General features: G+C 64.2%; 13 protein-coding genes, 2 other RNA genes and 1 pseudogene. 9 read left to right on the plus strand and 7 right to left on the minus strand.

Translation table 11 applies throughout. The features are described 5' to 3' along the window. Positions 1 to 9: 9 nt before the first annotated feature. Positions 10 to 1,134, plus strand: coding sequence for an aminotransferase class I/II-fold pyridoxal phosphate-dependent enzyme (locus ACZZ0O_RS12850; protein ID WP_463590942.1), 1,125 nt, complete (start codon positions 10 to 12; stop codon positions 1,132 to 1,134). 108 nt (positions 1,135 to 1,242) lie between these two features. Here the strand turns inward: ACZZ0O_RS12850 and ACZZ0O_RS12855 are convergent, their stop codons facing one another. Further along, positions 1,243 to 3,507: a methyl-accepting chemotaxis protein gene (locus ACZZ0O_RS12855; protein WP_463590943.1), complete on the minus strand. Its 2,265-nt coding sequence runs from the start codon at positions 3,505 to 3,507 to the stop codon at positions 1,243 to 1,245. Between the two features lie 298 nt (positions 3,508 to 3,805). Between ACZZ0O_RS12855 and ACZZ0O_RS12860 the strand changes: the two genes are divergently transcribed. Further along, a complete protein-coding gene (locus tag ACZZ0O_RS12860; protein ID WP_055845404.1) occupies positions 3,806 to 4,099 on the plus strand; it encodes a hypothetical protein in 294 nt (97 codons plus the stop codon). 167 nt (positions 4,100 to 4,266) lie between these two features. Here ACZZ0O_RS12860 and ACZZ0O_RS12865 read toward each other — a convergent pair. Then, positions 4,267 to 4,401: pseudogene (locus ACZZ0O_RS12865) on the minus strand (IS5/IS1182 family transposase); the annotation flags it as partial. A gap of 421 nt (positions 4,402 to 4,822) precedes the next feature. Between ACZZ0O_RS12865 and ACZZ0O_RS12870 the strand changes: the two are divergent. Both ACZZ0O_RS12870 and ACZZ0O_RS12875 read left to right on the plus strand, forming a co-directional pair. Further along, positions 4,823 to 6,751, plus strand: a complete 1,929-nt coding sequence (locus tag ACZZ0O_RS12870; protein ID WP_463590944.1) for an alpha-L-fucosidase — start codon at positions 4,823 to 4,825, stop codon at positions 6,749 to 6,751. 1,296 nt (positions 6,752 to 8,047) lie between these two features. After that, a non-coding RNA gene (locus ACZZ0O_RS12875) (sX9 sRNA) lies at positions 8,048 to 8,123 on the plus strand. A 4-nt stretch (positions 8,124 to 8,127) separates the two neighbouring features. Here ACZZ0O_RS12875 and galA read toward each other — a convergent pair. The 5 genes from galA to ACZZ0O_RS12900 all read right to left on the minus strand — a co-directional run bounded on the left by galA (position 8,128) and on the right by ACZZ0O_RS12900 (position 16,794). Then, positions 8,128 to 10,695 (minus strand): beta-galactosidase GalA, encoded by a 2,568-nt coding sequence (gene galA / locus ACZZ0O_RS12880; protein WP_463590945.1) that lies wholly within the window; start codon positions 10,693 to 10,695, stop codon positions 8,128 to 8,130. Next, a complete protein-coding gene (locus tag ACZZ0O_RS12885) occupies positions 10,692 to 11,894 on the minus strand; it encodes a glycoside hydrolase family 53 protein (RefSeq protein WP_463590946.1) in 1,203 nt (400 codons plus the stop codon). Before ACZZ0O_RS12885 ends, galA begins: the two co-directional genes overlap by 4 nt. A gap of 312 nt (positions 11,895 to 12,206) precedes the next feature. Continuing rightward, positions 12,207 to 12,282, minus strand: a non-coding RNA gene (locus ACZZ0O_RS12890) — sX9 sRNA. Between the two features lie 61 nt (positions 12,283 to 12,343). Next, positions 12,344 to 15,037, minus strand: a complete 2,694-nt coding sequence (locus ACZZ0O_RS12895) for a TonB-dependent receptor (RefSeq protein ID WP_463590947.1) — start codon at positions 15,035 to 15,037, stop codon at positions 12,344 to 12,346. 368 nt (positions 15,038 to 15,405) lie between these two features. Continuing rightward, complete coding sequence (locus tag ACZZ0O_RS12900; protein ID WP_463590948.1) at positions 15,406 to 16,794, minus strand: helix-turn-helix domain-containing protein; 1,389 nt, start codon at positions 16,792 to 16,794, stop codon at positions 15,406 to 15,408. 134 nt (positions 16,795 to 16,928) lie between these two features. On the opposite strand from ACZZ0O_RS12900, the gene ACZZ0O_RS12905 reads away from it, so the two are divergent. From ACZZ0O_RS12905 to mmsB, 5 genes are all read left to right on the plus strand, one after another. Further along, positions 16,929 to 18,434 (plus strand): CoA-acylating methylmalonate-semialdehyde dehydrogenase, encoded by a 1,506-nt coding sequence (locus tag ACZZ0O_RS12905; protein ID WP_463590949.1) that lies wholly within the window; start codon positions 16,929 to 16,931, stop codon positions 18,432 to 18,434. A gap of 10 nt (positions 18,435 to 18,444) precedes the next feature. Next, positions 18,445 to 19,626, plus strand: coding sequence for an acyl-CoA dehydrogenase family protein (locus ACZZ0O_RS12910; RefSeq protein ID WP_115512215.1), 1,182 nt, complete (start codon positions 18,445 to 18,447; stop codon positions 19,624 to 19,626). Next, complete coding sequence (locus ACZZ0O_RS12915; RefSeq protein WP_463590950.1) at positions 19,623 to 20,420, plus strand: enoyl-CoA hydratase; 798 nt, start codon at positions 19,623 to 19,625, stop codon at positions 20,418 to 20,420. The genes ACZZ0O_RS12910 and ACZZ0O_RS12915 overlap by 4 nt, the downstream gene beginning before the upstream one ends. Beyond that, positions 20,420 to 21,598, plus strand: coding sequence for an enoyl-CoA hydratase/isomerase family protein (locus tag ACZZ0O_RS12920; RefSeq protein WP_463590951.1), 1,179 nt, complete (start codon positions 20,420 to 20,422; stop codon positions 21,596 to 21,598). Before ACZZ0O_RS12915 ends, ACZZ0O_RS12920 begins: the two co-directional genes overlap by 1 nt. A 143-nt stretch (positions 21,599 to 21,741) precedes the next feature. Further along, entirely contained in the window at positions 21,742 to 22,644 is a 903-nt protein-coding gene (gene mmsB, locus ACZZ0O_RS12925) for a 3-hydroxyisobutyrate dehydrogenase (protein WP_463592447.1), read from the plus strand. Positions 22,645 to 22,799 lie beyond the last annotated feature (155 nt).

The raw sequence follows: 22,799 nt of genomic DNA on the forward strand, positions 1-22,799 counted from the left end.
GTCTTACGCATGCCTGTGCCGTCGAACAGTTTTTGGGAGCAATGGCTCACCGCGCATCGTGCCAAGCCCGATGCCTGCGTCACCTATTCGTTGTCGCCTTCGCCGCCATTGCAGCGCTATCTGGCGCAGCTGGATCCTGCGCAGTCGCTGGATTGGACCGGCGAGGACTATCAAGGCTTGCCACTGCTACGCGAACGGGTGCTGGCGCAGTATGGGTATGCCAGCACATGCGGGTTGCAGGATGTGCTGATCACCGCCGGCGCGCAGGAGGCGAACTACTTGGTGCTGACGCAGTTGCTCGCTGCCGGCGATGAGTTCGTCATCGATGCACCGGGGTGGCAGCAACCGCTGGTGCTGGCACAGCAAATCGGTGCGGTGCCCAAGTTGGTGACGCGTTCGGAGGCATCCAACTGGGCACTGGATATCGACCAGCTCGAAGCATTGGTCACGCCCAAGACCAAGCTCATCTTCCTGTGCAATCCCAACAATCCGACTGGACGCGTGGAGAACCTGGCGACGTTGCAGCGCATTGTGGCTGCGGCAGAACGCGTGGGTGCCTACATCCTTTCCGACGAGGTCTATCGCGGCCTGGAGTGGGACCGGCAAGAGACCCCACGCATCGCAACCCTTTACGACCGCGGAGTGAGTACCGGCAGCGTGTCAAAGCTGCTCGGCCTGCAGGGCTTGCGGACCGGCTGGATGGTGACGCGCGACCAAGCCTTGCTCAATGCGGCGATGGTGCTGCGCGAAAACACCAGCGAGATCATGAACGTGCTGGGGGAGCGCATTGCCGAGGTCGCGTTGCGACCGGAGCATTTCGATGCGACGGTCGAGCACTCGCGTGCAATGGGGCGCGCGCGGATCGATCTACTGGATCGCTTTGTCGCCGAGCAGCCGGCACTGACATGGCAGCGGCCGCAGGCAGGCCTGCTCGGTCTTGCACATCTCGACTTGCCGATCGACGCCGATGCCTTCAGTCGCCGGTTGCTTGCGCCGCCGTTTAAGACATTTGTGATGTCCGGTGGTGCGTATGCATGCCCGCAGCACCTGCGGTTGGGGGCGGGCGGTGTGTCGCCTGCGGAACTGGAACTGGGTCTGGCGCGGATGGCGCAGTTGCTGGCCGAATGGAGCTGATCGCTGCCTCGTCATCATTGATCGGAGGGCAATCGGGTGCAGTACAGAAGGCCGGCTGCTCACGCAGCCGGCCTTCGTATTGCGCCATCTCTTGCTAAAAACGCCGGCTTAGAACTCTTGCCAATCCGCGCCATTGCTCGACGCGCTGGCGACCACCGCCGGTCTGGCTGGACGCTTGATCGATGTCGCGGCAACGCGTGGCTTCGCTGCGGCAACGCCGGCCGGCTTCTTGGGATGCAGCACCGTCGGTGCAGCTGCGCGCACACCTGACGGGCGTTCGGCTTCGATCTTGAAGATCGACACCGCCTGCCTGAGCTGCACGGCCTGCTCTTCCATCGAGCGAGCGGCGGCGGTGGCTTCTTCCACCAGCGCGGCATTCTGCTGCGTGGTTTCGTCCATCTGGGTGACGGTGAGGTTGACCTGTTCGATACCGGCCGACTGCTCCTGCGAAGCGGCGGAAATTTCGCCCATGATGTCGGTGACGCGCTGCACGCTGGCCACGATCTCGGCCATGGTGGTGCCGGCGCTGTGCACCAGTGCCGAGCCTTCTGCCACACGCTCGACCGAATCGTCGATCAGGCTCTTGATCTCCTTGGCCGCAGCGGTGGAGCGCTGGGCGAGGGTGCGCACTTCGCTGGCGACCACCGCAAAACCGCGGCCTTGTTCGCCGGCGCGTGCCGCTTCGACCGCTGCGTTGAGTGCCAGGATATTGGTCTGGAAGGAGATGCCGTCGATGACGCTGATGATGTCGGCGATCTTCTTGGACGAGGCTTCGATGCCGGTCATGGTGCCCACGACCTTGCTGACGATGTCGCCGCCCTGCGAGGCGACGCTAGCAGCACCGATCGCCAGCTGATTGGCCTGGCGCGCATGTTCGGCGTTCTGGCGCACGGTGGAGGTGAGTTCTTCCATCGATGCGGCGGTTTCTTCGAGGTTGGCGGCCTGCTGCTCGGTACGTTGCGACAGATCCTGATTGCCCGCGGCAATTTCGCTGGCGGCCGAATTGATCGACACCGCTGAGTGCTGGATGCGCCCGACAATTTCGGCCAGCTGTGTGGCAGTGGCATTGGCGTCGTCGCGCATCTGTGCGAACACCCCCTTGAAGTCGCCGCTCATGCGTGCGGTCAGATCGCCTGCGGCGATGGATTGCAGCAGCGACGACAGCGATTGCAGATTGCCATCGGCGGTAGCCATCAGCTGGTTGAGGCTGTCGACCATGATGTGGAAGTCGTACTGGAAGCGGTCGGCATCGCCGCGCGCGCTGAAATCGCCGTTGGCCGCCGACTGCGCCAGCTGCTTGATCTCGGTATTCATCGCCGACAGGTTGGCCTTGACCTCGTTCATGGTCTGGGTGAGCACGGCTTTTTCGCCGGGCAGCGCGTCCATGCTCTCGCTCAGGTCGCCAATGGCATAGCGGCCCATGATGCGCGCGAGCGTGGTCTGCACGGCCAGATGCGAGGCAACCAGGGTATTGGTGTCCTGCGCCATGCGGCCGTAGTCGCCGGGAAATGCGTTGGCATCGATACGGAAGCTGATCTGCCCATCGTTGTGGCGCTTGGCCATGTCGCCCTGGGCGCTGAGCAAGGCTTGCAGCTGTGTCTGCATACCGCTCATGGCGCGCAGCAGGCGGCCGGTTTCGTCCTTTGCATCGGTCTGGACGTTGTTATCCAACTGACCGTTGGCGATAGCCTCGGCTGCCTTGGTCGCACGCGCGAGCGGCTGGGTCAGGCTGCGGGTGATCAGCCAGGCCAGCAGGCTGCTGATCGCCACAACAGCGATGCCGCCCAGGCTGATCAGCAGCTTGCCGCGTTTCATCGACGCAACCGCTTCGGTATAGGCCTGATGGCTCTGATCTTCCTGGCGGGTGACCAGCTCGCGGATCTTGTCCTGCCACGCCATGGTGGCCGGGCGTGCCTTCGCACTCAGCAGCGCCTGCGCCGGTGCATTGTCGTCTGCAGCCGCCAGTTTCATGACCTCGTCGTTGATCTTGGCCGAGATCGTGCGCCGCTCGTCCAGCACTGCGCGAATCTTGCGGCCTTCCTCCGAGCTGGGCAGCGTGTCGAGCTTGGCGCGCAGGTCGCTGTAGCGCTGGCGTTGCTCCTTGATGGTCGCCAGCGCTTCGGCGTCGAGCTCGCGGCTGGTTGCCATAGAGTAGGTGCCCAGCGCGATCATGATCGTGGAGTTCGCGTCCAGCATGCCGTTGCCGATCTGGATCTTGGCCATGCGATCCAGAACGATAAAGTCCAATTGCTGCTTGGCGTTTGCCATGGTGACCAGGCCGATCGCCACGAGCAGGCTCGACAGCAAGATCAGGATTCCAAATGCAGCGCCTAGGCGGCGGCCGACGTTATAGCGTTGCAAGTAAGCAGTCATGTAGGTGGTCCTGGTGTCCATAAAGAAGGCACCGACCCGCGGGCGCGTGAAGTACGCGTGATGGCTCGGCAACGGGTTAGCGACCAACCACCACAGAACTGAAATCCTGCGGCCGAGCTCGCGTTTAGCCGGTATTTGCCCCGCGCTGTCAGGGAAAAACCGACTGACAATGCGCTGGATTTCTGGTGTTCATCGCCCATGCCATTGCGCGGCCGGTGACTGATCAGGCGCACTGCACATTGCCGTTGACGTACAGGCGCTACGCTGCGGCACTCTCAATGCTCGCGGTACGCTTGGAATGGACACTCGTAACGAGGAATGGATGCGCGCAGTGACCGATGCGCTCAGCGACCTGCTGGCCGCGCGTGTTGCGCAGGCCACGCTGCTGGAAGCCATGCTGGTGTCGCATCCCGATCCGGCGGCCTTGCGGAAGGCCTGGGACGAACTGTCGTCTCAGCGGATTGCGATCGTTGCACAGAACAAGGCAGTCGCCTCGGTGGAACGGCCAATGGATGAGTACACGCTGGAACAATTCCAGGCCTGGGAAGAAAAGTTTCGTCGCTATTTTCCGCGCGATGTGGATAGGCAATAGATCCGCGGTCGAGCATTCTCGCCGCCGTAGAAAACGCAAAGCAACAGACGGAGAGCGGTGTATCTCCGTGACGCCTGCTTGCTTGCTCCGACGATGAAAGCTCGGCACAACCTGCAGGATGCTTGAAGTTCAAATGCCACGGCCGAGATGACGCGCGTCGTGGGCTTGAGCTTGGCAAAATGCCGCGGGAGGGGCTCGTGCAGCGTTTTATCCATTGCCGGGTCGCTCAAGGCGTCCCAATGCTGCAGCAGATCAATCCACAGCATCCTCGTTAGTGCGTACGGCTGACGACCAGGGCGTCCCGGCATCGAAGCAGCCCAAGCAATTGCTATGACGCAAGGTCTCTGTGGCCCGCGCACTTCAGTGCAGCCAAAATAGGGCGCCTGCGGTCAATCGTGATGACTAAAAATGGCTGATGTTGGCCCGCCCAGGCTGTCGTGCGGTCTTTGTTGGGTGTCATCAGTCAGTCATTAGTTGTCGCTGTTCACGCAGCTCGCTTCGCGTGCGGAAGATGAGTCGCCATGCAAGTGCCAACAGCGCAGCGTGGAAAGACAATCGGCCGTCAAACCACACTTCCGCGCAGCATGCGTCGCACGCGGTTCAAGGCCAGCCGCACAGCGGCCTGTGCGCGGTGCCTTGCATCACCGCCTGTTGCTTTGGGGGTAGGACTCTTTCGCCTTTGGAAAAGCTAAGATCGAAACTTGTGCAAAGTCGGAGGCGCCAATGATCGATCGTCGTACTTTTCTTGCCACGGGTGTGGTGGCTGCTGCCGCCAGCTTCAGTTCCCCGGCGGCGCGGATCACGCAGACGCCGCGCACAAACGGGCCGGCACCGTGGGGTGCGCTGCCTAGCAAGCGACAGCTACGGTGGCATCGGTGGGAGCAATACGCCTTCGTGCATTTTGCGATGAATACTTTCACTGACAAGGAATGGGGCTACGGCGACGAGGATCCGCGCAAATTCGATCCCAGCGATTTTTCAGCCGATCAGATTGTTGCTGCTGCCAAGGCTGGCAATCTGAAAGGGCTCATTTTTACGGCCAAGCACCACGATGGGTTCTGTCTCTGGCCGACGCGTTTGACCGAGCATTGCATCCGGAACTCGCCGTACAAGAACGGCAAAGGCGACATCGTTGGTGAGATGGCCGCGGCGTGTCGACGCGCTGGCCTGGCATTCGGCCTCTATCTCTCGCCCTGGGATCGCAACCACGCCGAGTATGGGCGGCCCGGCTATCTCGACTATTTCCGCAAGCAGATCGTCGAGCTATGCACGGGCTATGGCGACCTGTTCGAGTTCTGGTTCGATGGCGCCAATGGTGGCGACGGCTATTACGGTGGAGCGCGCGAAGCGCGCAAGATCGATGCGCCCGCTTACTACAACTGGCCACGCATGATCGAGCTGGTGCATCGGCACCAGCCGATGGCCTGCACCTTCGACCCGCTCGGCGCCGATATCCGGTGGGGCGGCAACGAGGACGGTGTCGCCGGCGATCCGTCCTGGCCCACCATGCCCAACGCGCCCTACACACAGGAAAACGGCAATTCCGGGGTGCGCGGAGGGGCGCTGTGGTGGCCGGCCGAAACCAACACCTCGATCCGCCCGGGCTGGTTCTACCATGCCGATGAAGACGGCAAGGTGCGCAGCCCTGAGAATCTGGTGCGCTATTTCGACACCTCGGTGGCGCGCGGCACCAACATGAACCTCAATCTCCCGCCCGACCGACGTGGCCGCATCGCCGACCACGACGTGGCGGTGCTGCAGAGTTTCGGCGACGCAATCCGCGCCAGCTTCGCCATCGATCTGGCCAAGGGCGCCAAGGCCAGCGCCAGTGCGTCGCGCGGTGCTGGGTTCGAGCCGGCGCGCGTGCTGGATCGGCAGCCGGACAGCTACTGGTCCACACCGGATGAGATGAACACGCCCACGCTAACGTTGGAGCTGTCTGCGGTACACAGCTTTGACCTGATCCGGTTGCGCGAGTACCTGCCGCTGGGCGTGCGCGTCACCCGCTTTGCGGTCGAAGCCGAGGTCGATGGGCAATGGCGGCGGCTGGCCGAAGCGCAATGTATCGGTGCACAGCGGATCGTGCGGCTGGAGCGCCCGGTTGCCGCGCGCCGGGTGCGCCTGGTCGTGCTTGAGGCGCCGGTGTGCCCGGCGATCAGCGAATTCGCGCTGTTCCGTGCCGTGGCGCCGGTGCCGGTGGCACGCCCCACGGCAAACGCGCCGGACGTGCTGTCCACCGCCGGTTGGCGCATCGTCGAGGCGAGCGCGCCAGGGGCGGACACGTTGCTGGACGACAATGCCAGCACGATCTGGATCACGCCCGCTCCCACGCCGGGCCATCCCGCGCAGGTGACCATGGACCTCGGCGCGCTGCATCAGGTGGCCGGTTTCAGCCTCACGCCCTCGCGCACGGTGATGAACGGTGCGGCGCCACCGAAGGGCTATCGCGCCGAAACCAGCGAAGATGGTCAACGCTGGCAGCCGGCCGGCGCCGGCGAGCTATCCAATATCGCCTACGCGCTCTCGACCCAGCGCCTGAATTTCCCCGAGGTCCGCCAGATCCGCTACCTGCGGCTGTCGTTCGCTGAAACGGCGGTGCCCGCAGAGCGGCTGGCGATCGCGGGTATCGGTGCGTTTTCGCGCTTGCGATAAACGCTTGCCTCCCTCGCGGCCAAGCGCTGCGAGGGAGTGCATCGCTGGAGCGAGGCAGTTTCACAGGCGTGAGAATGCGCGAGCGGCGGTGAAGCTGTGCCTCCCGGACGACGCGCGATGGTGCGTGGCGCATTACGCAGGCAACCTGGTGGGTATGGAACAGAAACAGCATGAGCGGATGCAGGCCGCGACCGAAGCGCCTGGCGACTATTGCTGCTTTCGATAAACGTACATGTTCAAGTAGCGTTATCTATGTCAGTTATTGCCACGAATCGTCAGTTGCTGCGATAAAGTTTGTTACTATCTTTGGGCAATTTACTTCAAGCGAAAAACATGGGATTCACAGGTGTTAAAAGGTGTTCGTTAATCTCAAAAGATAACCAAATCTTTGCATTGAAAAATAATGCAAGCTTGCGAAGCTGGTTTTATTTAAGCGATGCAGTAGCTGATGGTTGATGCAATTTTTCTCGCTGCCATGATGAAAATGGATGGGTTTTGTATGGCTGTGGAATAGCGGCGGATGATCCGGCGTTGATAGGGCGGCGCGTCAAGCAAGTTGCAGCAGTCAAGAAAATAAATTTTTCTCGTCTTGCTTTCGGCCAAGCTAGGCCACCTCTCTGCCCGGCCTCTCTCCGTAACGTCAGTGCCACCGTACGCCGGGAGACAGACGCAATGACGACTGGATCGCCCCGTTCTCGAATGACTAGGTGACTTGGCTGGTTTGGCGGCGTTACGCGCGAGCTGGCCAACGCCATGTGCGCTGACGTCCAGAACGCGAAACGTGACCTTGTGCGAACTCAGCGAGAGAAACCCGGCGGTCGTCTGCTCGATTGGTTGTCAGAGCGAAGAGGCGTGCAAGAACGCCCTGATACCGCTTTGCGGCGGGGTTGTCTCTCGGCAGGTATGTCTGTCGGCGGTATTGCTTCGAGACTGGCCGTGGGGCATGGGCTGCTGCCGGCATGGAGCGATGACCGGTGGTGTGCCTGGAGAGGATTGCAGGCGACTCAGGCAGAAAATTTCATGCGCGATGGTCAGGCGCGGTTGCTGGATGTCGGGCGAGCGAATTTCCGTGCGGTACGGAAATCCATTCGGGTTGCAGGAAAGCCATACACAAGCCGTGCAGCGCTGTACTGCCGTGCCCTATCGTTTCCGTGGCGAGCTAGCACTCCAGTGCCCGCTCCGATTCGAGGCGCGGGCCTGTGCAGCTGCGAACTGCACTTGATGGCCGGGGTTTAGAGCAGCTAATAACAGGACTGTGCTCACCGCCAGGCGGGCGCGGCCGGTGCTCGGTGCGGCATGTACCACGCGTACACTCCGGTTCCTCCGCGCCGTCCACGCCCACCTGACGACTGCTCGCGACGTTTTGGTAGCCGCGCTTAGCCCACCGACGGCCGTAAGGGCGATTTGGCAGCCTGCAGGCGCAGCGTAGCCGGGCGTAATCCGGGTGTGCTGGCCTGCAGCACGATATCGCCGCTGCTTCTGGTGGTCTGCAACAGCGCCGCGCACAGTCCATTGAAGGCCTTGCGCTGCGGCGCCTTGTCGTCTTCTTGACTGCTGGGGTCGCCGTTGCCGACGCCGATCAGACGCGCGGGGCCGCTCAGGGCGAAGTGCACCTGGTTGTCGGCGTTGGGTACCAAGCGGCCTTGCGCATCGACGATCTCCACTTTCACGACTGCCACATCTTCTGCATCGGCACGTAGTGCGTTGCGGTCGCAACTCAGGCGGATCGCGGCGGGCTTGCCAACGGTCTCATGGCGTTCGCTGAGCACCAATTTGCCCCCACGATAGCCGCGCGCTTCGATGACGCCGGGGGCGTATTTCACCCGCCATTCGACATGGCCGTAGGCCGGCACCTGCTGCAGGCCCTGGCTGACGCCATTGACCAGCAACTCCACCGCGTCGAGATTGCTATGGCACCAGACGGCGAGGTGGCCGTTGTCTTCGGGTTGCAGCAGACCGTCCCAGTTCCAGTGCGGGAACAGATGCAGCACTGGCTCGCGCGTCCACTGCGCGCGGTAGTACCAGTAGTTGTCCTTGGGGAAGCCGCAGCTATCGAGCACGCCGAACTGGGAGGCGACATTCGGCCAGCGGTTGTAGGGTGTGGGTTCGCCGCGGTAGTCGAAGCCAGTCCAGATGAAACCGCCGGCGATATAGGGGCGTTGGGCGACGTAGCTCCACCACGCTTCGGCGGTGCTGGCCCACCAGGGGTGGTCCAGATCGTAGGCGCGGGTATAGCCGCGTGCGTCGTCGCGTTGGTAATTGCCGCGCACCGACACGGTGCTGCCGGTTTCGCTGCCGTAGATGGGAATGTCGGGGTATTGCGCGTGGAAGCTGTCCATCTGGCTGGTGCGGTAATTGAAACCGACCACGTCCACCACCTGGCCAACGCCGTCGCCGAAGCCTTTATCCATCGCAAAGGTGGTGGGGCGGGTGGGATCGAGCTGACGTACGCGTTGTTGCATGCGCGCGACGATGCGCGCACCGCGCTCGGTGACCTGCTGCGGTTCTTCGTTGCCGAGCGACCACAGGATCACGCTGGGATGATTGCGCCCGCGCCGCACCATCGTCTCCAGTTCGCCCATCGCTTCGGGGTCGGTGGACATGCGGCGGGTTTCTTCGATCACGAACATGCCCAGGCGGTCGCACAGTGCGAGCAACTCGGGGGTGGCCGGATTGTGCGAGCTGCGATAGGCGTTGCAGCCCATCGATTTGAGCTGGCGCAGGCGCCACTCGTGCAGGGCGTCGGGGATAGCGGTGCCGACGCCGGCATGGTCCTGATGGTTGTTGGTGCCGTGCAGTTTGAGTGGCGCGCCGTTCAACAGAAAACCGCGCTGCGCGTCGAAGGCGATGCTGCGTACGCCGAAGGCGGTGACCACGGCGTCGGTGGCCTTGCCGTCGCTGTGCACGCTGGTGGTCAGGGTATAGAGCTGTGGGATGTCGATCGACCACAACGCCGCCTGACCCAGCGGGAGGGTGTGTTCGAGCTGTTGCACCTGGCCTGGCGCCACCGTGATGGAAGCACTCACCGTCTGCGCGACCACGCGTCCATCCGGCGCGGTGATGCGGGCCTGTACGCTGCATTGGCGCGGGGCGGTGCCGTCGTTGCGCACTTCGGCAGAGACCTGCGCAGTGGCGCTGTCGCCCTGCAGGGTGCTGCGCACGAACACGCCGTGCTGCGGCAGATGCAAGGGGTCGGTCTTCTGCAGCCACAGATGGCGATAGATGCCGGCGCCTTCGTAAAACCAGCCTTCGCCCAGCGTGGCATCCACGCGGACGGTAATCAGGTTGGGCTTGCCGTAGTCGAGCACTTCGCTCAGGTCGACCTCGAAGCCGCAATAGCCGCTGGCATTGCGCCCGACGATGTGACCATTGCAGAACACCACGCAATCGCGGAACACGCCGTCGAACACCAGGCAGATGCGCTTGCCCAGATCGCTGGCTGGAATCTGCAGCATCCGCCGATACCAGCCCACGCTGTTTTCGGGAAAGCTCGTTCCCAACGCCTTATAGCCGTGTGCGGCCGCCGGGTCTTCCTCGGTCATCGAAGCGGAAATCGGCTCCGGGCGAAAAGGCAGGGTCACGGCCCAGTCGTGCGGCAGATCTACCTGTTGCCAGCTGCTGTCGTCGAAGCTCAGTTGCGCAGCGGTGGCGGTGTCCTTGCCGGCTTTGGCGAAGGTGCGCTGGAAGGTGCCGAATTCGAAATCGCGCGACGGGTCGCTGGCATGGCCTAGATGAAAGCGCCAGCCGAAGTCGAACAGCAGCCGCTCGCGTGGCGCCAGTGTTGCGTCACCTAATGGGCCAGCCGGTGGTGTGTTTTTGGCAGTCGCCGATGCGGCGCCGGCACTACCTGGCGCCAGCGCGGCAGCCGCGCCGACAGGAAGTGCGGCGCTCACACTGCTTGCAAGCATGCCGCGCAGCAACTCGCGACGATTGATGCCGGTCATGGCTGTGTCCTCGTGCTGGCGCCTGCCGGGTTTGCCGGTGCAGGCGTATGCGCTGCGGGCGTGTACGAGGGCGGCGCGCCGGTGTATGGATGGTGCATGAAATCGATCGCTGGCAGCACGTCATTGCCATGCTTGAAATCGAAGAAGCTGGCGTTTTCCCACGACGAACCGGTGCCCCAGCGCGTCTTGCAGCTGCTACTGGTCCATGCCGGTTCCCAGTACACGACGCCGGCACCGCCGGTATCGATCACCAGCTGGGTCAGATCGATCATGTACTTGGATTGGCCTTGCGGCGTAGCCGGATAGCCGGCAATCAGCGAGTCTTCGCCGAGCAGGTTCTGCGAAGTGTCGCCGGACTCCAGGGTCCACGGGTAGGCGGTTTCCACCACCACCACGTCGGCATCAAAGCGGCCACGCAAGCGCTGGATGGTCTTGCCCAACTGCGCCATCGACTGGGTGGACCACTTGCGGTAGTAGCTGATGCCGATCAGGTCGAAGTCGGTGACGCCGGCCTTGGTGGCGGCGGCGAACCACGGCTCCACATTTTCCGGCTGGGCGATATGCAGCATCACCCGCGGTTTGATCGTGGAGCGCGCGCTCATGTCGCGCACTGCCTTGATGCCGGCGTTGAACAGCTTGGCGTTGCGCTGCCAGTCGATGGGGCGCTTCTTGTCCCAGGGCTGGCTGTCCATCAGGTCGGAATTGCTTTCGTTGCCCACCTGCACCAGCTCCGGCATCAACCCGGCGCGGTCGAGTGCGCTGAGCGTGTCGTAGGTGAAGCCGTAGAGCGTGCGGGCCAGTTCATCGGTATCGGTGATGCTGGCCCAGCCCTTGGGAATCAGCTGTTTTTCGCCGTCGGCCCAATCGTCGGAATAGTGCAGGTCCAGCAGCACTTGCATGCCTTGTGCACGTGCGCGCGCAATGGTCTTTTTGACGTCGGTCAGGTCGCTGTACTTGGTCCAGCGTGCATCGTTCCACAGCCGCACACGCACCAGGTTGGCGCCATGCGCATGGAACAGTTCGAACGGATCGGTGACCACACCGTTCTCGCGATATTGCACGCCGCATTCCTCCATCTCGTTGACGTAGGACAGGTCCGCGCCGAGATACAACGTGGCGGGAGGCTGGGCGGCGTGTGCGGAAACGGATAATGCCAACGCCAGCAGCGTCGGCGTCCAGAAGCGGCGGGTAGAGCGCATGTAATTCCTCGACAAATCAACCATGGAGCGGCCAACAGCATGCTGCATGTGGCCATCGTGCAGCGCAGGCGGTGTGCGGAATCGCAACCAGAGTCGCAGTGCGTTCCCGCGTATCGATGTCACTCGCCTGCTGCCCGGCGCAGCAGGCGCCGGATGTGTCTGTGGGGTGGCGATCGAACACGACGGTGCAGGCGCCAGGCGCATAGCGGTCTGCATGAAACCGGCAGCTACAACGCGTATCTGCCGGTTCCTGCGTGCCGTCCATGCAGTGCCGGCGACTGCGCGTCATGCGTTCGCCACCATGCTTGGAGCGGCTAAAAAACGTAGCGGGCAGTCGTCAGGTGGGTATGGACGGCGCGCTCAGAAGCGGAGTGTACGAGTGGTACATGCCGCATCGAGCACCGGCCGCGCCTGCCTGGCGGTGAGCACAGTAGGTTTGTTAGCTGCTCTTAGAACCGGTACGTCGCTTCCAGCTGGTAGCGACGGCCGAACAGCTGGTAGCCGCCATCGTCCTGATTGGCCAGACGGTTGGGCTTGTTGTCGGTGTAGGCGCGCAGCGGCTCGTTGGTGAGATTGCCGGCCTGGAAGCGGAAGCCCAGCTGCTTGCTGTACTGCCAGTTCAAGCTCAGATCCACGGTGCCTTCGCTCTGCAGGCGTGCCAGACGCGCGGCATTCCAGCCGTACACCACCGTGTAGGGGCTGTGGTACTTGTAGCCCACGCGCGCTTCGAAGGTGCCGTTGCTGTACCACAGGTCGAAGGTGCCGGTCTTGCGGGCCAGGCCGCTCAGCGGCAGCGGGTTGTTTTCCGGCGAGAATTCCTTGAGGTTGGAATCGACCAACGAATAGTTGGAATAGACGCCGAAGTTTTCCATGTGCGGAATAAAGAAGAACGGCGTCTGGAAGGTGAGTTCCACACCATTGATGTAGCCGCCGCCGCCATTGAACGGCGCGCTGACCAGGTAATCCAGGCCGTTGATCACTTCGCGGTCGGTGCGGTAGCCGATGCTGGAATCCACTTCCTTGCGATACACCGCCAACGCCGCCAGCGCTTCCTTGTGGAAGTACCACTCATACGACACGTCGACCTGGGTGGCCTTGAACGGGTCCAGCTGCGGGTTGCCGCCGCTGCCGGTCAGCTGGCCGACGGTCACGGTGGGGTCGTCCAGGCGACGGCCGGTGCGCAGCTCGTCCAGCGGCGGGCGTGCGATGACCTTGGCCACCGCAAAGCGCAGGATGCGTTGATCGTCGATCAGGAAGTTGAGCGTCGCGCTGGGCAGCACGTCGGTGTACTCCTTACTGTCGCTGCTGGCCTGCACGGTGCCGCCGACCGAATCGAAGCCGTCGCTGGTGGTCTTGGTGTTGACCAGGCGCACGCCGATATTGCCGGTGACATCGGTACCGAACAGCTGCGAGCTGAAGACCGCCTTGGCGAAGGCTTCGCGCACGTCTTCCTTGACGTTCCAGTGGTCGAGCATCTGCTCATCGAGCGCGGCCGGATCGAAGCCGCCAAACCCAATGCGCGCGATCTCGGCCATGTTGCCGCCGGTGAGCGTGGGCACATTCAAGTCCGGCATGGTGACCGGGTAGATCAAGCCCTGATACGCCGAAATCGGCTGGTCGTAGCCGGACTGGTTGCCGATGAAATTGCGGTTCTGCTTTTCGCGGCGTGCGGCGCGTGCGCCGAATTCCAACGAGGTGAACGGGCCTGCGTCCACCGCACGGCTGGCATTGAGCGCCAGCGCGGCGATCTTGTCGCGCAGCGCCTGCGGTTGGGTCTGCCCGGCGATGCCGTATTCGGGCGTGTCCGAGCTGGTGCTGATGGTGGGCCTGACGCTGCGGCGGAAATCGAACGACACCGTGTCCGGGTTGCTGCCGAAGCGCACTGCCTGCCAAACGTTGTCGCGCTTGGCCTGCGAGAACGACAGGTCGCTGCCCAAGGTCCACACATCGCCGTTCCACTTGGCATTCAAACCACCGGCGGTGAGTGTCTTGACCTCGTTGTAGTGGCTGACCACGTGGTCGACCTGCAGGTTGGAATTGGCCAAGGTGCCGGCCACCACATCGCCATCGACGATGGTGTAGGACGAGCCCGGCGTGGTGTACGGATTGGTCGCGCCGGAGAACGTGCTGAAGGCCAGGCTGTTGAACCAGTTCTGCAATTGGTCTTCGTCGATCTCGATGCGCGAATACAGGCCGTCGAACTTCAGCTCGAAATTGCCCGAGCGCCACTGCACGGTGCCCATCGCGCCGGTGCGGGTCTGCTCGATCAGCTTGAGCTGGTCGGCCGCGCCCCACGGGGTTGGATCCACGGTGCCATCGCCATCGACGTCGCGCGAGGTGGTGGCATCGGTATAGCCCCAGCTGCCGATCGACGAGCTGGCGTTCTTCTGCTTCTGATAGGTGGCGCCGAAGGCCACGGCCAGATTGTCGTTGAACTTGTGCACCCAGCTGGCGCCGAAGCGGCTGCCCCACGGGGTGTAGCCGTCCACGTCCTTGGCGTGGTCGTAGAACACCGGCCCGGCGGTGCCGACAAAGCCGGGGCCGGTGTAGTCCAGCGGGCTGATGGTGGAGATGTCCACGGTCGCCGCCAGGCCGCCGGCGACCAGGTCGGCCGACTGGGTCTTGTAGACCTTGACGGTGGAGACGATCTCGGTGGGAAACACTTCCCAGCGCACTGCGCGATTGGGTTCGGACGAGGCGATCTCGCGCCCGTTGACGGTGCCCATGGTCATGCGCGGGCCCAGGCCGCGTACGGTGGCCAGGCTCTCGTTGCCGCGGTCGCGGGTGCCGTTGACGCCGGGCAGGCGCACCAGCGCTTCGGCCACGGTGACGTTGGGCATCTGGCCCATGTTGTCCGCGGAGATCACTTCCATGACGTAATCGGACATCTGCTTGGCCTGCACGGCCTGATTCAGGCTGGCGCGCTGGCCGATCACGGTGATGTTGTCCAGCGTCACCGGTGCCTGCGCGTTGGCGGCGCTGCTGCTGGTGGCGTTGGCCGGCGGCGCGGCGGGCGCGGTGTCCTGTGCCTGCGCACTGAACGCGGTGGTCAGCACGAAAGCGATGGTGGTGCAGAGGACGTCGCGGACCGGCGTGCGGCGCAGGCGCCGGCTGGCCGAGTGACCGGTGTGGTGAACAGGCATCGGTTGATCCCTCCCAGGACTAAGTGACCGAATAAGGTGATGGCGGCTGGTGCGGCCCGCCGGCGCCGATGTAGGTCTGGCGCGATCGAGCGGACATGGCGTGGTGCGGTGGTGCGGTTGCGGTAAGTGCGTTGCTGCGGCGCTGTCACGATCGACAATCGACAATCGCGCTGGCGTCCCCCTGTCCTGCATGTGTCCGCTTCAGGGTAGAAGCGCGAGTCATTCCATTCCAATGAAGCATTTTGCGTGAGCTATCTCGGCTTGGAATGCTGCAGTGCAGCGCTGGCGTTTGCTTCGTCACAGTCTGGCGTGGGTGCGTGCCAGGCGATCAAACGTTGCCCAGGTGACAATTGCGTGGTGTGGTCTCGCTAGCGCGTGCTGACCGGCAACCGGGGCAGGGCGGGGAATGCGCGCTGCACGCAGTCGCTGCGCTCGCAGGTCAGGCAGCCCGGCCCGATCGGCACGGCATCGTCCACCGCGCCCAGATCCCAGCCGCGCGCATAGACCAGCTGGTCGGCATGACGCAGGTCGCAGCCCATCGCCAGCGCAAAGGTCTTGCGCGGGCGGCCGTAGCCGGGGGCGCCGCTGCTGACCTGGCGGGCCAGCCAGAAATAGCGGCGGCCATCGGGCATGCGCGCGATCTGGGTCAAGATGCGGTCGGGTTGGTTGAACGCCTCGTACACGATCCAAAGCGGGCAGGCGCCGCCCACGTGCGAAAAGTGGAAGTCGGTAGACGAGTGGCGTTTGGAGACATTGCCGGCGCGATCCACCCGCATGAAGAAGATCGGCAACCCGGCGGCACCGCGTCGTTGCAGGGTGCTCAAACGATGGCAGACCGCCTCGAAGCCCACCCCGAAGCGGTCCGCCAGCCACTCGATGTCGTAGCGCGAGCGCTGTGCGCTGCGCAGAAAATCGCTGTACGGCATCACCAGCGCGCCGGCGAAGTAATTCGACAGCCCGATCCGCGACAGCGCGATGCGCTCGGCATCTTCGAACCCGGCATCGGCGATGCGCGCGTCCAGCAACGGTGCGCATTCCAGCAAGGCCAGGTGCGCGGCCATCTGGAACGCCTGCTGGCCGGGCCGCAGATGGGCGGGCAGCCACAACACGCGCGCCTGCGCATCCACGCTGCGTTTGTCGCTGTGCAGATCGGGCGCCTCCTGCACCAGCAGGCCGTGACGATCGGCCAGGCGCTGGCGTAGCCGCAGCGGCAGGTTTTCCGGGGTCAGGCCGAGTTCGGCATACAACGCCTCGGCGCGCTCATCCAGTTCGGGCAGGTAGTTATGCGCACGGTTGAAGTAATCGCGCACCTGCTCGCCCGGCGACAGCGACGGCATCGCCGCATGCTCAATACCGATCTGCATTTGCAGCGCGGCATTGCGCTCCAGCAGATGCTGATGGGCGCGGTGCAGATCCAGCAGCGCCTGCGCCACCTGCGGCAGGTTGCCGGTGAGCGCGCGCAGCTCGGCCGGCGACAGGGTGTGGCCCAGGCTGCGCAGCGATTCGTCCAGCGGGTCGGCCAGGGCGGCCGGGTCGTCCAGATCCAGCAGGCCGTCCAGATCGCCGAGGGTGGCCTTGAGCCGCTGCTGGATCGCCAGCGTCAGCGGGCGCTGGTTGCGCTCGATCTGGTTGAGGTAGCTCGGCGATAACGCCAGCCGGCGCGCCAGCTCGGCCTGGGTCAGGCCGTGGCGCTGCCGCAGCCGCTGCAGGCGCAGGCCGAGCTGATGGCGGAGGACGGGCGGCGAGGACTGGGGCATTCGCAAGATTCGCAAAATTGTGCGGTCAGCTTAGCGCGATTAAGCAGATGTGGGCTGGGAATGGCAGGTTGGGCTGCGAACAATGCGAAGTACTGGGCCAGCCGGCCCGATGTCTTCTGCGAGCGAACCCTGTGATGAGCGAATCCGTCCCCCGCGTGTCCCTGTTGATCGATGGACAAATGCTGGTCTCCGCCAGCGACCAGTGGCAGGACGTGGTCAACCCGGCCGACCAGTCGGTGCTGGCCCAGGTGCCGTTCGCCACCACGGCCGAAGTCGACGCCGCAGTGGCCGCCGCCAGCCGCGCCTTCGTCAGCTGGCGCAAGACGCCCATCGGCACCCGCGCGCGCGTCTTCCTCAAGTATCAACAGCTGATCCGCGAGCACATGCCCGAGCTGGCCGCGCTGCTCAGCGCCGAGCAGGGCAAGACCCTGGCCGATGCCGAAGGCGATGTGTTCCGCGGGCTGGAAGTGGTGGAGCACGCCGCGGCGATCGGCAATCTGCAGTTGGGCGAACTGGCCAACAACGTCGCCAACGGCGTGGACACCTACAGCCTGCTGCAACCGCTGGGCGTGTGCGCCGGCATCACCCCGTTCAACTTCCCGGCAATGATTCCGTTGTGGATGTTCCCGATGGCGATTGCCACCGGCAACACCTTCGTGCTCAAGCCGTCCGAGCAGGACCCGATGGTCACCATGCGGCTGGTCGAACTTGCCCTGGAAGCGGGCATTCCCAAGGGCGTGCTCAACGTGGTGCATGGCGGCGAAGACGTGGTCAACGCACTGTGCGATCACCCGGACATCAAGGCGCTGTCGTTCGTCGGCTCCACCAAGGTGGGCACGCACGTCTATCGCCGCGCATCGCTGGCCGGCAAGCGCGTGCAATGCATGATGGGCGCCAAAAATCACGCCGTGGTGTTGCCGGACGCCAATCAGGAACAGACCCTCAATGCGATGGTCGGCGCCGCATTCGGTGCGGCCGGCCAGCGCTGCATGGCTGCCTCCACGCTGGTGTTGGTGGGTGAAGCGCGGCAGTGGATCCCCGCCCTGGTCGCCAAGGCCAAGACCTTGAAGCTGGGTGCGGGCAACGCCCAGGGCACCGACGTCGGTCCGCTGATTTCCTGTGCGGCGCGCGAGCGTGTGGAGAGCTTGATCGCCTCCGGCGTGGAGCAGGGCGCCACGCTGGAACTGGATGGTCGCAGCCCCACCGTGACCGGGTTCGAACAGGGCAACTTCGTCGGCCCGACGATCTTCTCCGGCGTCACGCCGGCCATGCGCATCTACGACGAAGAAATCTTCGGGCCGGTGCTGGTGATCCTGGGCGCAGACACGCTGGACGATGCGATCGCGCTGGTCAACGCCAATCCCAACGGCAACGGCACCGCGTTGTTCACCCAGTCCGGCGCCGCCGCGCGGCGTTTTCAGGAAGACATCGACGTGGGCCAGGTCGGCATCAACGTGCCGATTCCGGTGCCGGTGCCGCTGTTTTCGTTCACCGGCTCGCGCGCCTCCAAGCTCGGCGACCTGGGCCCATACGGCAAGCAGGTGGTGATGTTCTACACCCAGACCAAGACCGTTACCGCGCGCTGGTTCGACGACCAGACGCTGGGCCATGGCGTCAACACCACCATCTCTCTCAAGTGACCCCAACGCCATGAATGCAGCCATCCAGCTACACGCCAACGCGGCCGATCTAAACGACGAGCAGGAAGCGTTCCGCGCCGCCGCGCGCGACTTCGCCGACAAGGAACTCGCCCCGTATGCCGCGCAGTGGGACGCAGAAAGCCACTTCCCGCGCGAGGCGATTGCCAAGGCCGCCGAACTCGGTTTCTGCGGCCTATACACCGACGAAGGCGTGGGCGGCCTGGGCATGCGTCGGCTCGATGCGGCGGTGGTGTTCGAAGAATTGGCGACCGTCGATCCGTCCACCTCGGCCTTCATCAGCATCCACAACATGGCGACATGGTTGATTGCCAGCTACGGCAACGACGGCGTGCGTGCGCAATGGGGCGAGGCGATGACCAGCGGTGCCAAGCTGGGCTCGTATTGCCTGACCGAGCCGGGTGCCGGCTCGGATGCGGCATCGTTGAAAACCCGCGCCCAGCGCGATGGCGATAGCTACGTGCTCAACGGCAGCAAGGCCTTTATTTCAGGCGCCGGCGCCACCGATGTGCTGGTGGTGATGGCACGCACCGGCGACGATGGCGCACGCGGCATCAGCGCTTTTGCGGTGCCGGCCGACGCGCCGGGCATCAGCTACGGCCGCAAGGAAGAAAAGATGGGCTGGAACAGTCAGCCCACGCGTGGGGTGACCTTCACCGATGTGCGCATCCCGGCCGGCAATCTGCTCGGTAAGGAAGGCGAGGGCTTCAAGATGGCGATGAAGGCGCTGGATGGCGGCCGCATCAATATTGCCGCCTGCTCGCTGGGTGCCGCGCAGGGCGCACTGGATGCCGCACGTCGCTACATGGGCGAGCGCCGCCAGTTCGGCAAAAAATTGGCCGATTTCCAGGCGCTGCAATTCAAGCTGGCCGATATGGCGACCCAACTGGTGGCCGCGCGGCAGATGGTGCACACCGCCGCACGCAAGCTCGATGCCGGCAGCCACGACGCCACCGTGTGGTGCGCAATGGCCAAACGCTTTGCCACCGATGCCGGGTTTGCCATCTGCGACGACGCACTGCAGATCCACGGCGGTTACGGCTATATCCGCGAGTACCCGATCGAACGCCTGCTGCGCGACAGTCGCGTGCATCGCATCCTTGAAGGCACCAACGAGGTGATGCGCATGATCATTGCCCGGCATCTGCTCAACGGCGAGGAGGAACTGCGATGAGCGCGTGGGAAGGGCGTGTGCATACCGGCTTGCAGATCGAGCGCGATGGGCATGTCGCCATCGTCACCTTGAGCAACCCGCCGGCCAACACCTGGACCGTGCAGAGCCTGGCCGCCTTGCGCGACCTGGTGCATGCATTGGACGCCGACCGCAGCGTGTATGCGCTGGTGATCACCGGCGAAGGCGAAAAGTTCTTCAGCGCCGGCGCCGACCTCAAGCAGTTTGCCGACGGCGACAAGGCTGCTGTACGCGAGGCCGCGCGTCGCTTCGGCGAAGCGTTCGAGGCATTGAGCGCCTTCCGCGGCGTGTCGATTGCCGCGATCAACGGCTATGCCATGGGCGGCGGTCTGGAATGCGCGTTGGCCTGCGACCTGCGCATTGCCGAGCAGCAGGCGCATCTGGCGCTGCCGGAAGCCAGCGTCGGGTTGCTGCCGTGCGCGGGCGGCACGCAGAACCTGCCGCGTTTGGTCGGCGAAGGCTGGGCCAAACGCATGATCCTGCTGGGCGAGCGTATCGATGCCGCCACCGCACACCGTATCGGCCTGGTCGAAGAGGTGGTCGGCAAGGGCGAGTCGCGTGCGCTGGCAATTGCGTGGGCGCAGCGTGCCGGCAAGCAGAGTCCGGTGAGCGTGGCCGCCTGCAAGCGGCTGGTGCAAGCCACCCGCCATGGCACGCATGCCGCAGCCTTGGTTGCCGAGCGCGAAGCCTTCGTCGACCTGTTCGAGCAGGCCGACCAGGCCGAAGGGGTTGCCGCATTTTTGGAAAAGCGCGCGCCGCAGTGGAGCAACCGCTGATGACGGACGTCAGCGCAACCGACGAGGCGCAGGTGCTGTTCGAGCAGCGCGATTGTGCCGACGGGCATCGCATCGGCATTGCAACCTTGAATGCGCCCAAGACGCTCAATGGCCTGTCGCTGCAGATGACCCGGCTGCTGGACGCGCAGCTAAGTGCATGGGCCGACGATGCGCAGATTGCCTGCGTAGTGCTGCGTGGTGCCGGCGATAAAGCCTTGTGCGCTGGCGGCGATCTGCATGGGCTGTACCAGAGCATGCGCGCGCATCGCGATGCGGTACCCGACGCGGCCCAGCGCCGTGCACGGCCACAAGACAATCCGCATGCCGCCGCATTTTTCGAAGAAGAATATCGGCTGGATTACCTCATCCATATCTATGCCAAGCCGCTGCTGTGCTGGGGCCATGGCATCGTGATGGGGGGCGGAATCGGCCTGATGTCCGGCGCCAGCCATCGCGTGGTCACTGAGCGTTCGCGCCTGGCCATGCCCGAGATCAGCGTCGGCTTGTTTCCCGATGTAGGCGGTAGTTGGCTGCTGCGTCGCGTGCCGCACGGCGCTGGTGTGTTTCTCGCCTTGACCGGCGCACCGCTCAATGCCAGCGATGCCATCTACGCCGGTCTGGCCGATGTGCGGTTGGAGCACGCGCAATACAGCGCCGTGCTAGATGCCTTGAGCGCGCATGCGTGGACCGGCGATGCCGGCGATGATCGTGAGCAACTCGGTGCGTTTTTGCATGGAATTGCGCAGCCGCTGGAACCGGGTCCGCTGCAGCTGCATGCGGCCTTGATCGAGCAACTGGTGTCCGGCGACACGCTGGAGCAGGTGGTGGATGCGATCCAGGCCCTGCAAAGCGAGGACAGTTGGCTGCAAGCCGCGCGCACGACCCTGGCCGCTGGCGCGCCCGGCTCGGCACGGCTGGCATGGGAGCTACAACGTCATCCCGGCACTGCGACGCTGGCCGATACCTTCCGCACCGAATATGTGGTGGCGCTGCACGCCGCCGCCCACGGCGATTTTGCCGAAGGCATCCGTGCGTTGCTGATCGACAAGGATCGCCAGCCGCAGTGGCAGCCAGCATCGCTGAGCAACGCCAATACGCCATGGGCGGCTGATTTTTTCAATGCGCCATGGCCGGCCGCGCAGCATCCGTTGGCAGATCTTGGCGCGCACCCGGCATGACAGCCGCGTGCTCTGCAGGTCTGGCGCAACCATGCAACCACCGCGCAGATTTCGTGCGTAATGCTGCGTGCGTAACGCTGTTTGCGGCGCTGCGCGGCATTGCGCGCTGAGCGCCTCCCGACCCTTTTGATACCTGCTCCACTCTGGAGATCGACACGATGAGCAAGATCGCTTTTATCGGCCTGGGCAACATGGGCGGCCCGATGGCCGCCAACCTGATCAAGGCCGGGCACCAGCTACGCGTTTTCGATCTGGTGCAGGGCGCACTGGATGCGGCATCGGCCGCCGGCGCGCACGCAGCAACCTCGGCGCACGACACCCTGGTTGATGCCGAGATCGTCATCTCGATGCTGCCGGCCAGCCGGCATGTGGAAGGGCTGTATCTGGGCGATGGCGGCATCCTGACGCAGATTCCCGACGGCGCGCTGGTGATCGACTGCAGCACCATCGCGCCGGTGTCCGCACGCAAGGTGGCCGATGTCGCGCGCGCGCGCGGGCTGGCGATGCTGGACGCGCCGGTGTCCGGTGGCACCGCGGGTGCCGCCGCCGGCACGCTGACCTTTATCGTCGGTGGTGACGCCAATGTGCTGGAGCGCGCCCGTCCGGTGCTGGAGGCCATGGGCAAGAACATTTTCCACGTCGGCGACAACGGCGCCGGCCAGGTCGCCAAGTTATGCAACAACATGGCGCTGGGCGTGATCATGGCCGCCACCGGCGAAGCGCTGGCGCTTGGCGTCGCGCAGGGGTTGGACCCGGCAGTGCTGTCGCAAATGATGGCGGTCAGTACCGGACGTAGCTGGGCCACCGAAGTCTGCAATCCATGGCCCGGCGTGCTGCCCAACGCACCGGCTTCGCGCGGCTACAGCGGCGGCTTCGGCAACGATCTGATGCTCAAGGACCTGGGCTTGGTGGCCGAATCTGCGGTGCAGGCCGGCGTGTCGATCCCGCTGGGCGAACTGGCACGCAACCTGTACGCCATGAACAGCACGGCCGGCAACGGCGCGCTGGATTTTTCGAGTGTGGTCAAGCTGGTGGCCAAAGTTTGAGAGCCGCTAACAAAGCGTCTACGTCCACCGTCAAGGAAGCGTAGCCGGAGTGGCAGTTAGCATCCGTCTGGAGAGTTGATCGAACGGGGGGGGGGCATCGGTTGTAGAGCGGATGATCTGCGGCTTGGCTGCGAGGCCCTTGCCCGCCCACCATC

The sequence above is a fragment of the Xanthomonas sp. AC360 genome (assembly GCF_979258225.1).

Coding starts and splice junctions, on each gene's coding strand:
- ACZZ0O_RS12850 (WP_463590942.1), top strand. CDS start 10: ATGCCTGTGCCGTCGAACAGTTTTTGGGAGCAATGGCTCACCGCGCAT.
- ACZZ0O_RS12855 (WP_463590943.1), bottom strand. CDS start 3,507: ATGACTGCTTACTTGCAACGCTATAACGTCGGCCGCCGCCTAGGCGCT.
- ACZZ0O_RS12860 (WP_055845404.1), top strand. CDS start 3,806: ATGGACACTCGTAACGAGGAATGGATGCGCGCAGTGACCGATGCGCTC.
- ACZZ0O_RS12870 (WP_463590944.1), top strand. CDS start 4,823: ATGATCGATCGTCGTACTTTTCTTGCCACGGGTGTGGTGGCTGCTGCC.
- galA (WP_463590945.1), bottom strand. CDS start 10,695: ATGACCGGCATCAATCGTCGCGAGTTGCTGCGCGGCATGCTTGCAAGC.
- ACZZ0O_RS12885 (WP_463590946.1), bottom strand. CDS start 11,894: ATGCGCTCTACCCGCCGCTTCTGGACGCCGACGCTGCTGGCGTTGGCA.
- ACZZ0O_RS12895 (WP_463590947.1), bottom strand. CDS start 15,037: ATGCCTGTTCACCACACCGGTCACTCGGCCAGCCGGCGCCTGCGCCGC.
- ACZZ0O_RS12900 (WP_463590948.1), bottom strand. CDS start 16,794: ATGCCCCAGTCCTCGCCGCCCGTCCTCCGCCATCAGCTCGGCCTGCGC.
- ACZZ0O_RS12905 (WP_463590949.1), top strand. CDS start 16,929: ATGAGCGAATCCGTCCCCCGCGTGTCCCTGTTGATCGATGGACAAATG.
- ACZZ0O_RS12910 (WP_115512215.1), top strand. CDS start 18,445: ATGAATGCAGCCATCCAGCTACACGCCAACGCGGCCGATCTAAACGAC.
- ACZZ0O_RS12915 (WP_463590950.1), top strand. CDS start 19,623: ATGAGCGCGTGGGAAGGGCGTGTGCATACCGGCTTGCAGATCGAGCGC.
- ACZZ0O_RS12920 (WP_463590951.1), top strand. CDS start 20,420: ATGACGGACGTCAGCGCAACCGACGAGGCGCAGGTGCTGTTCGAGCAG.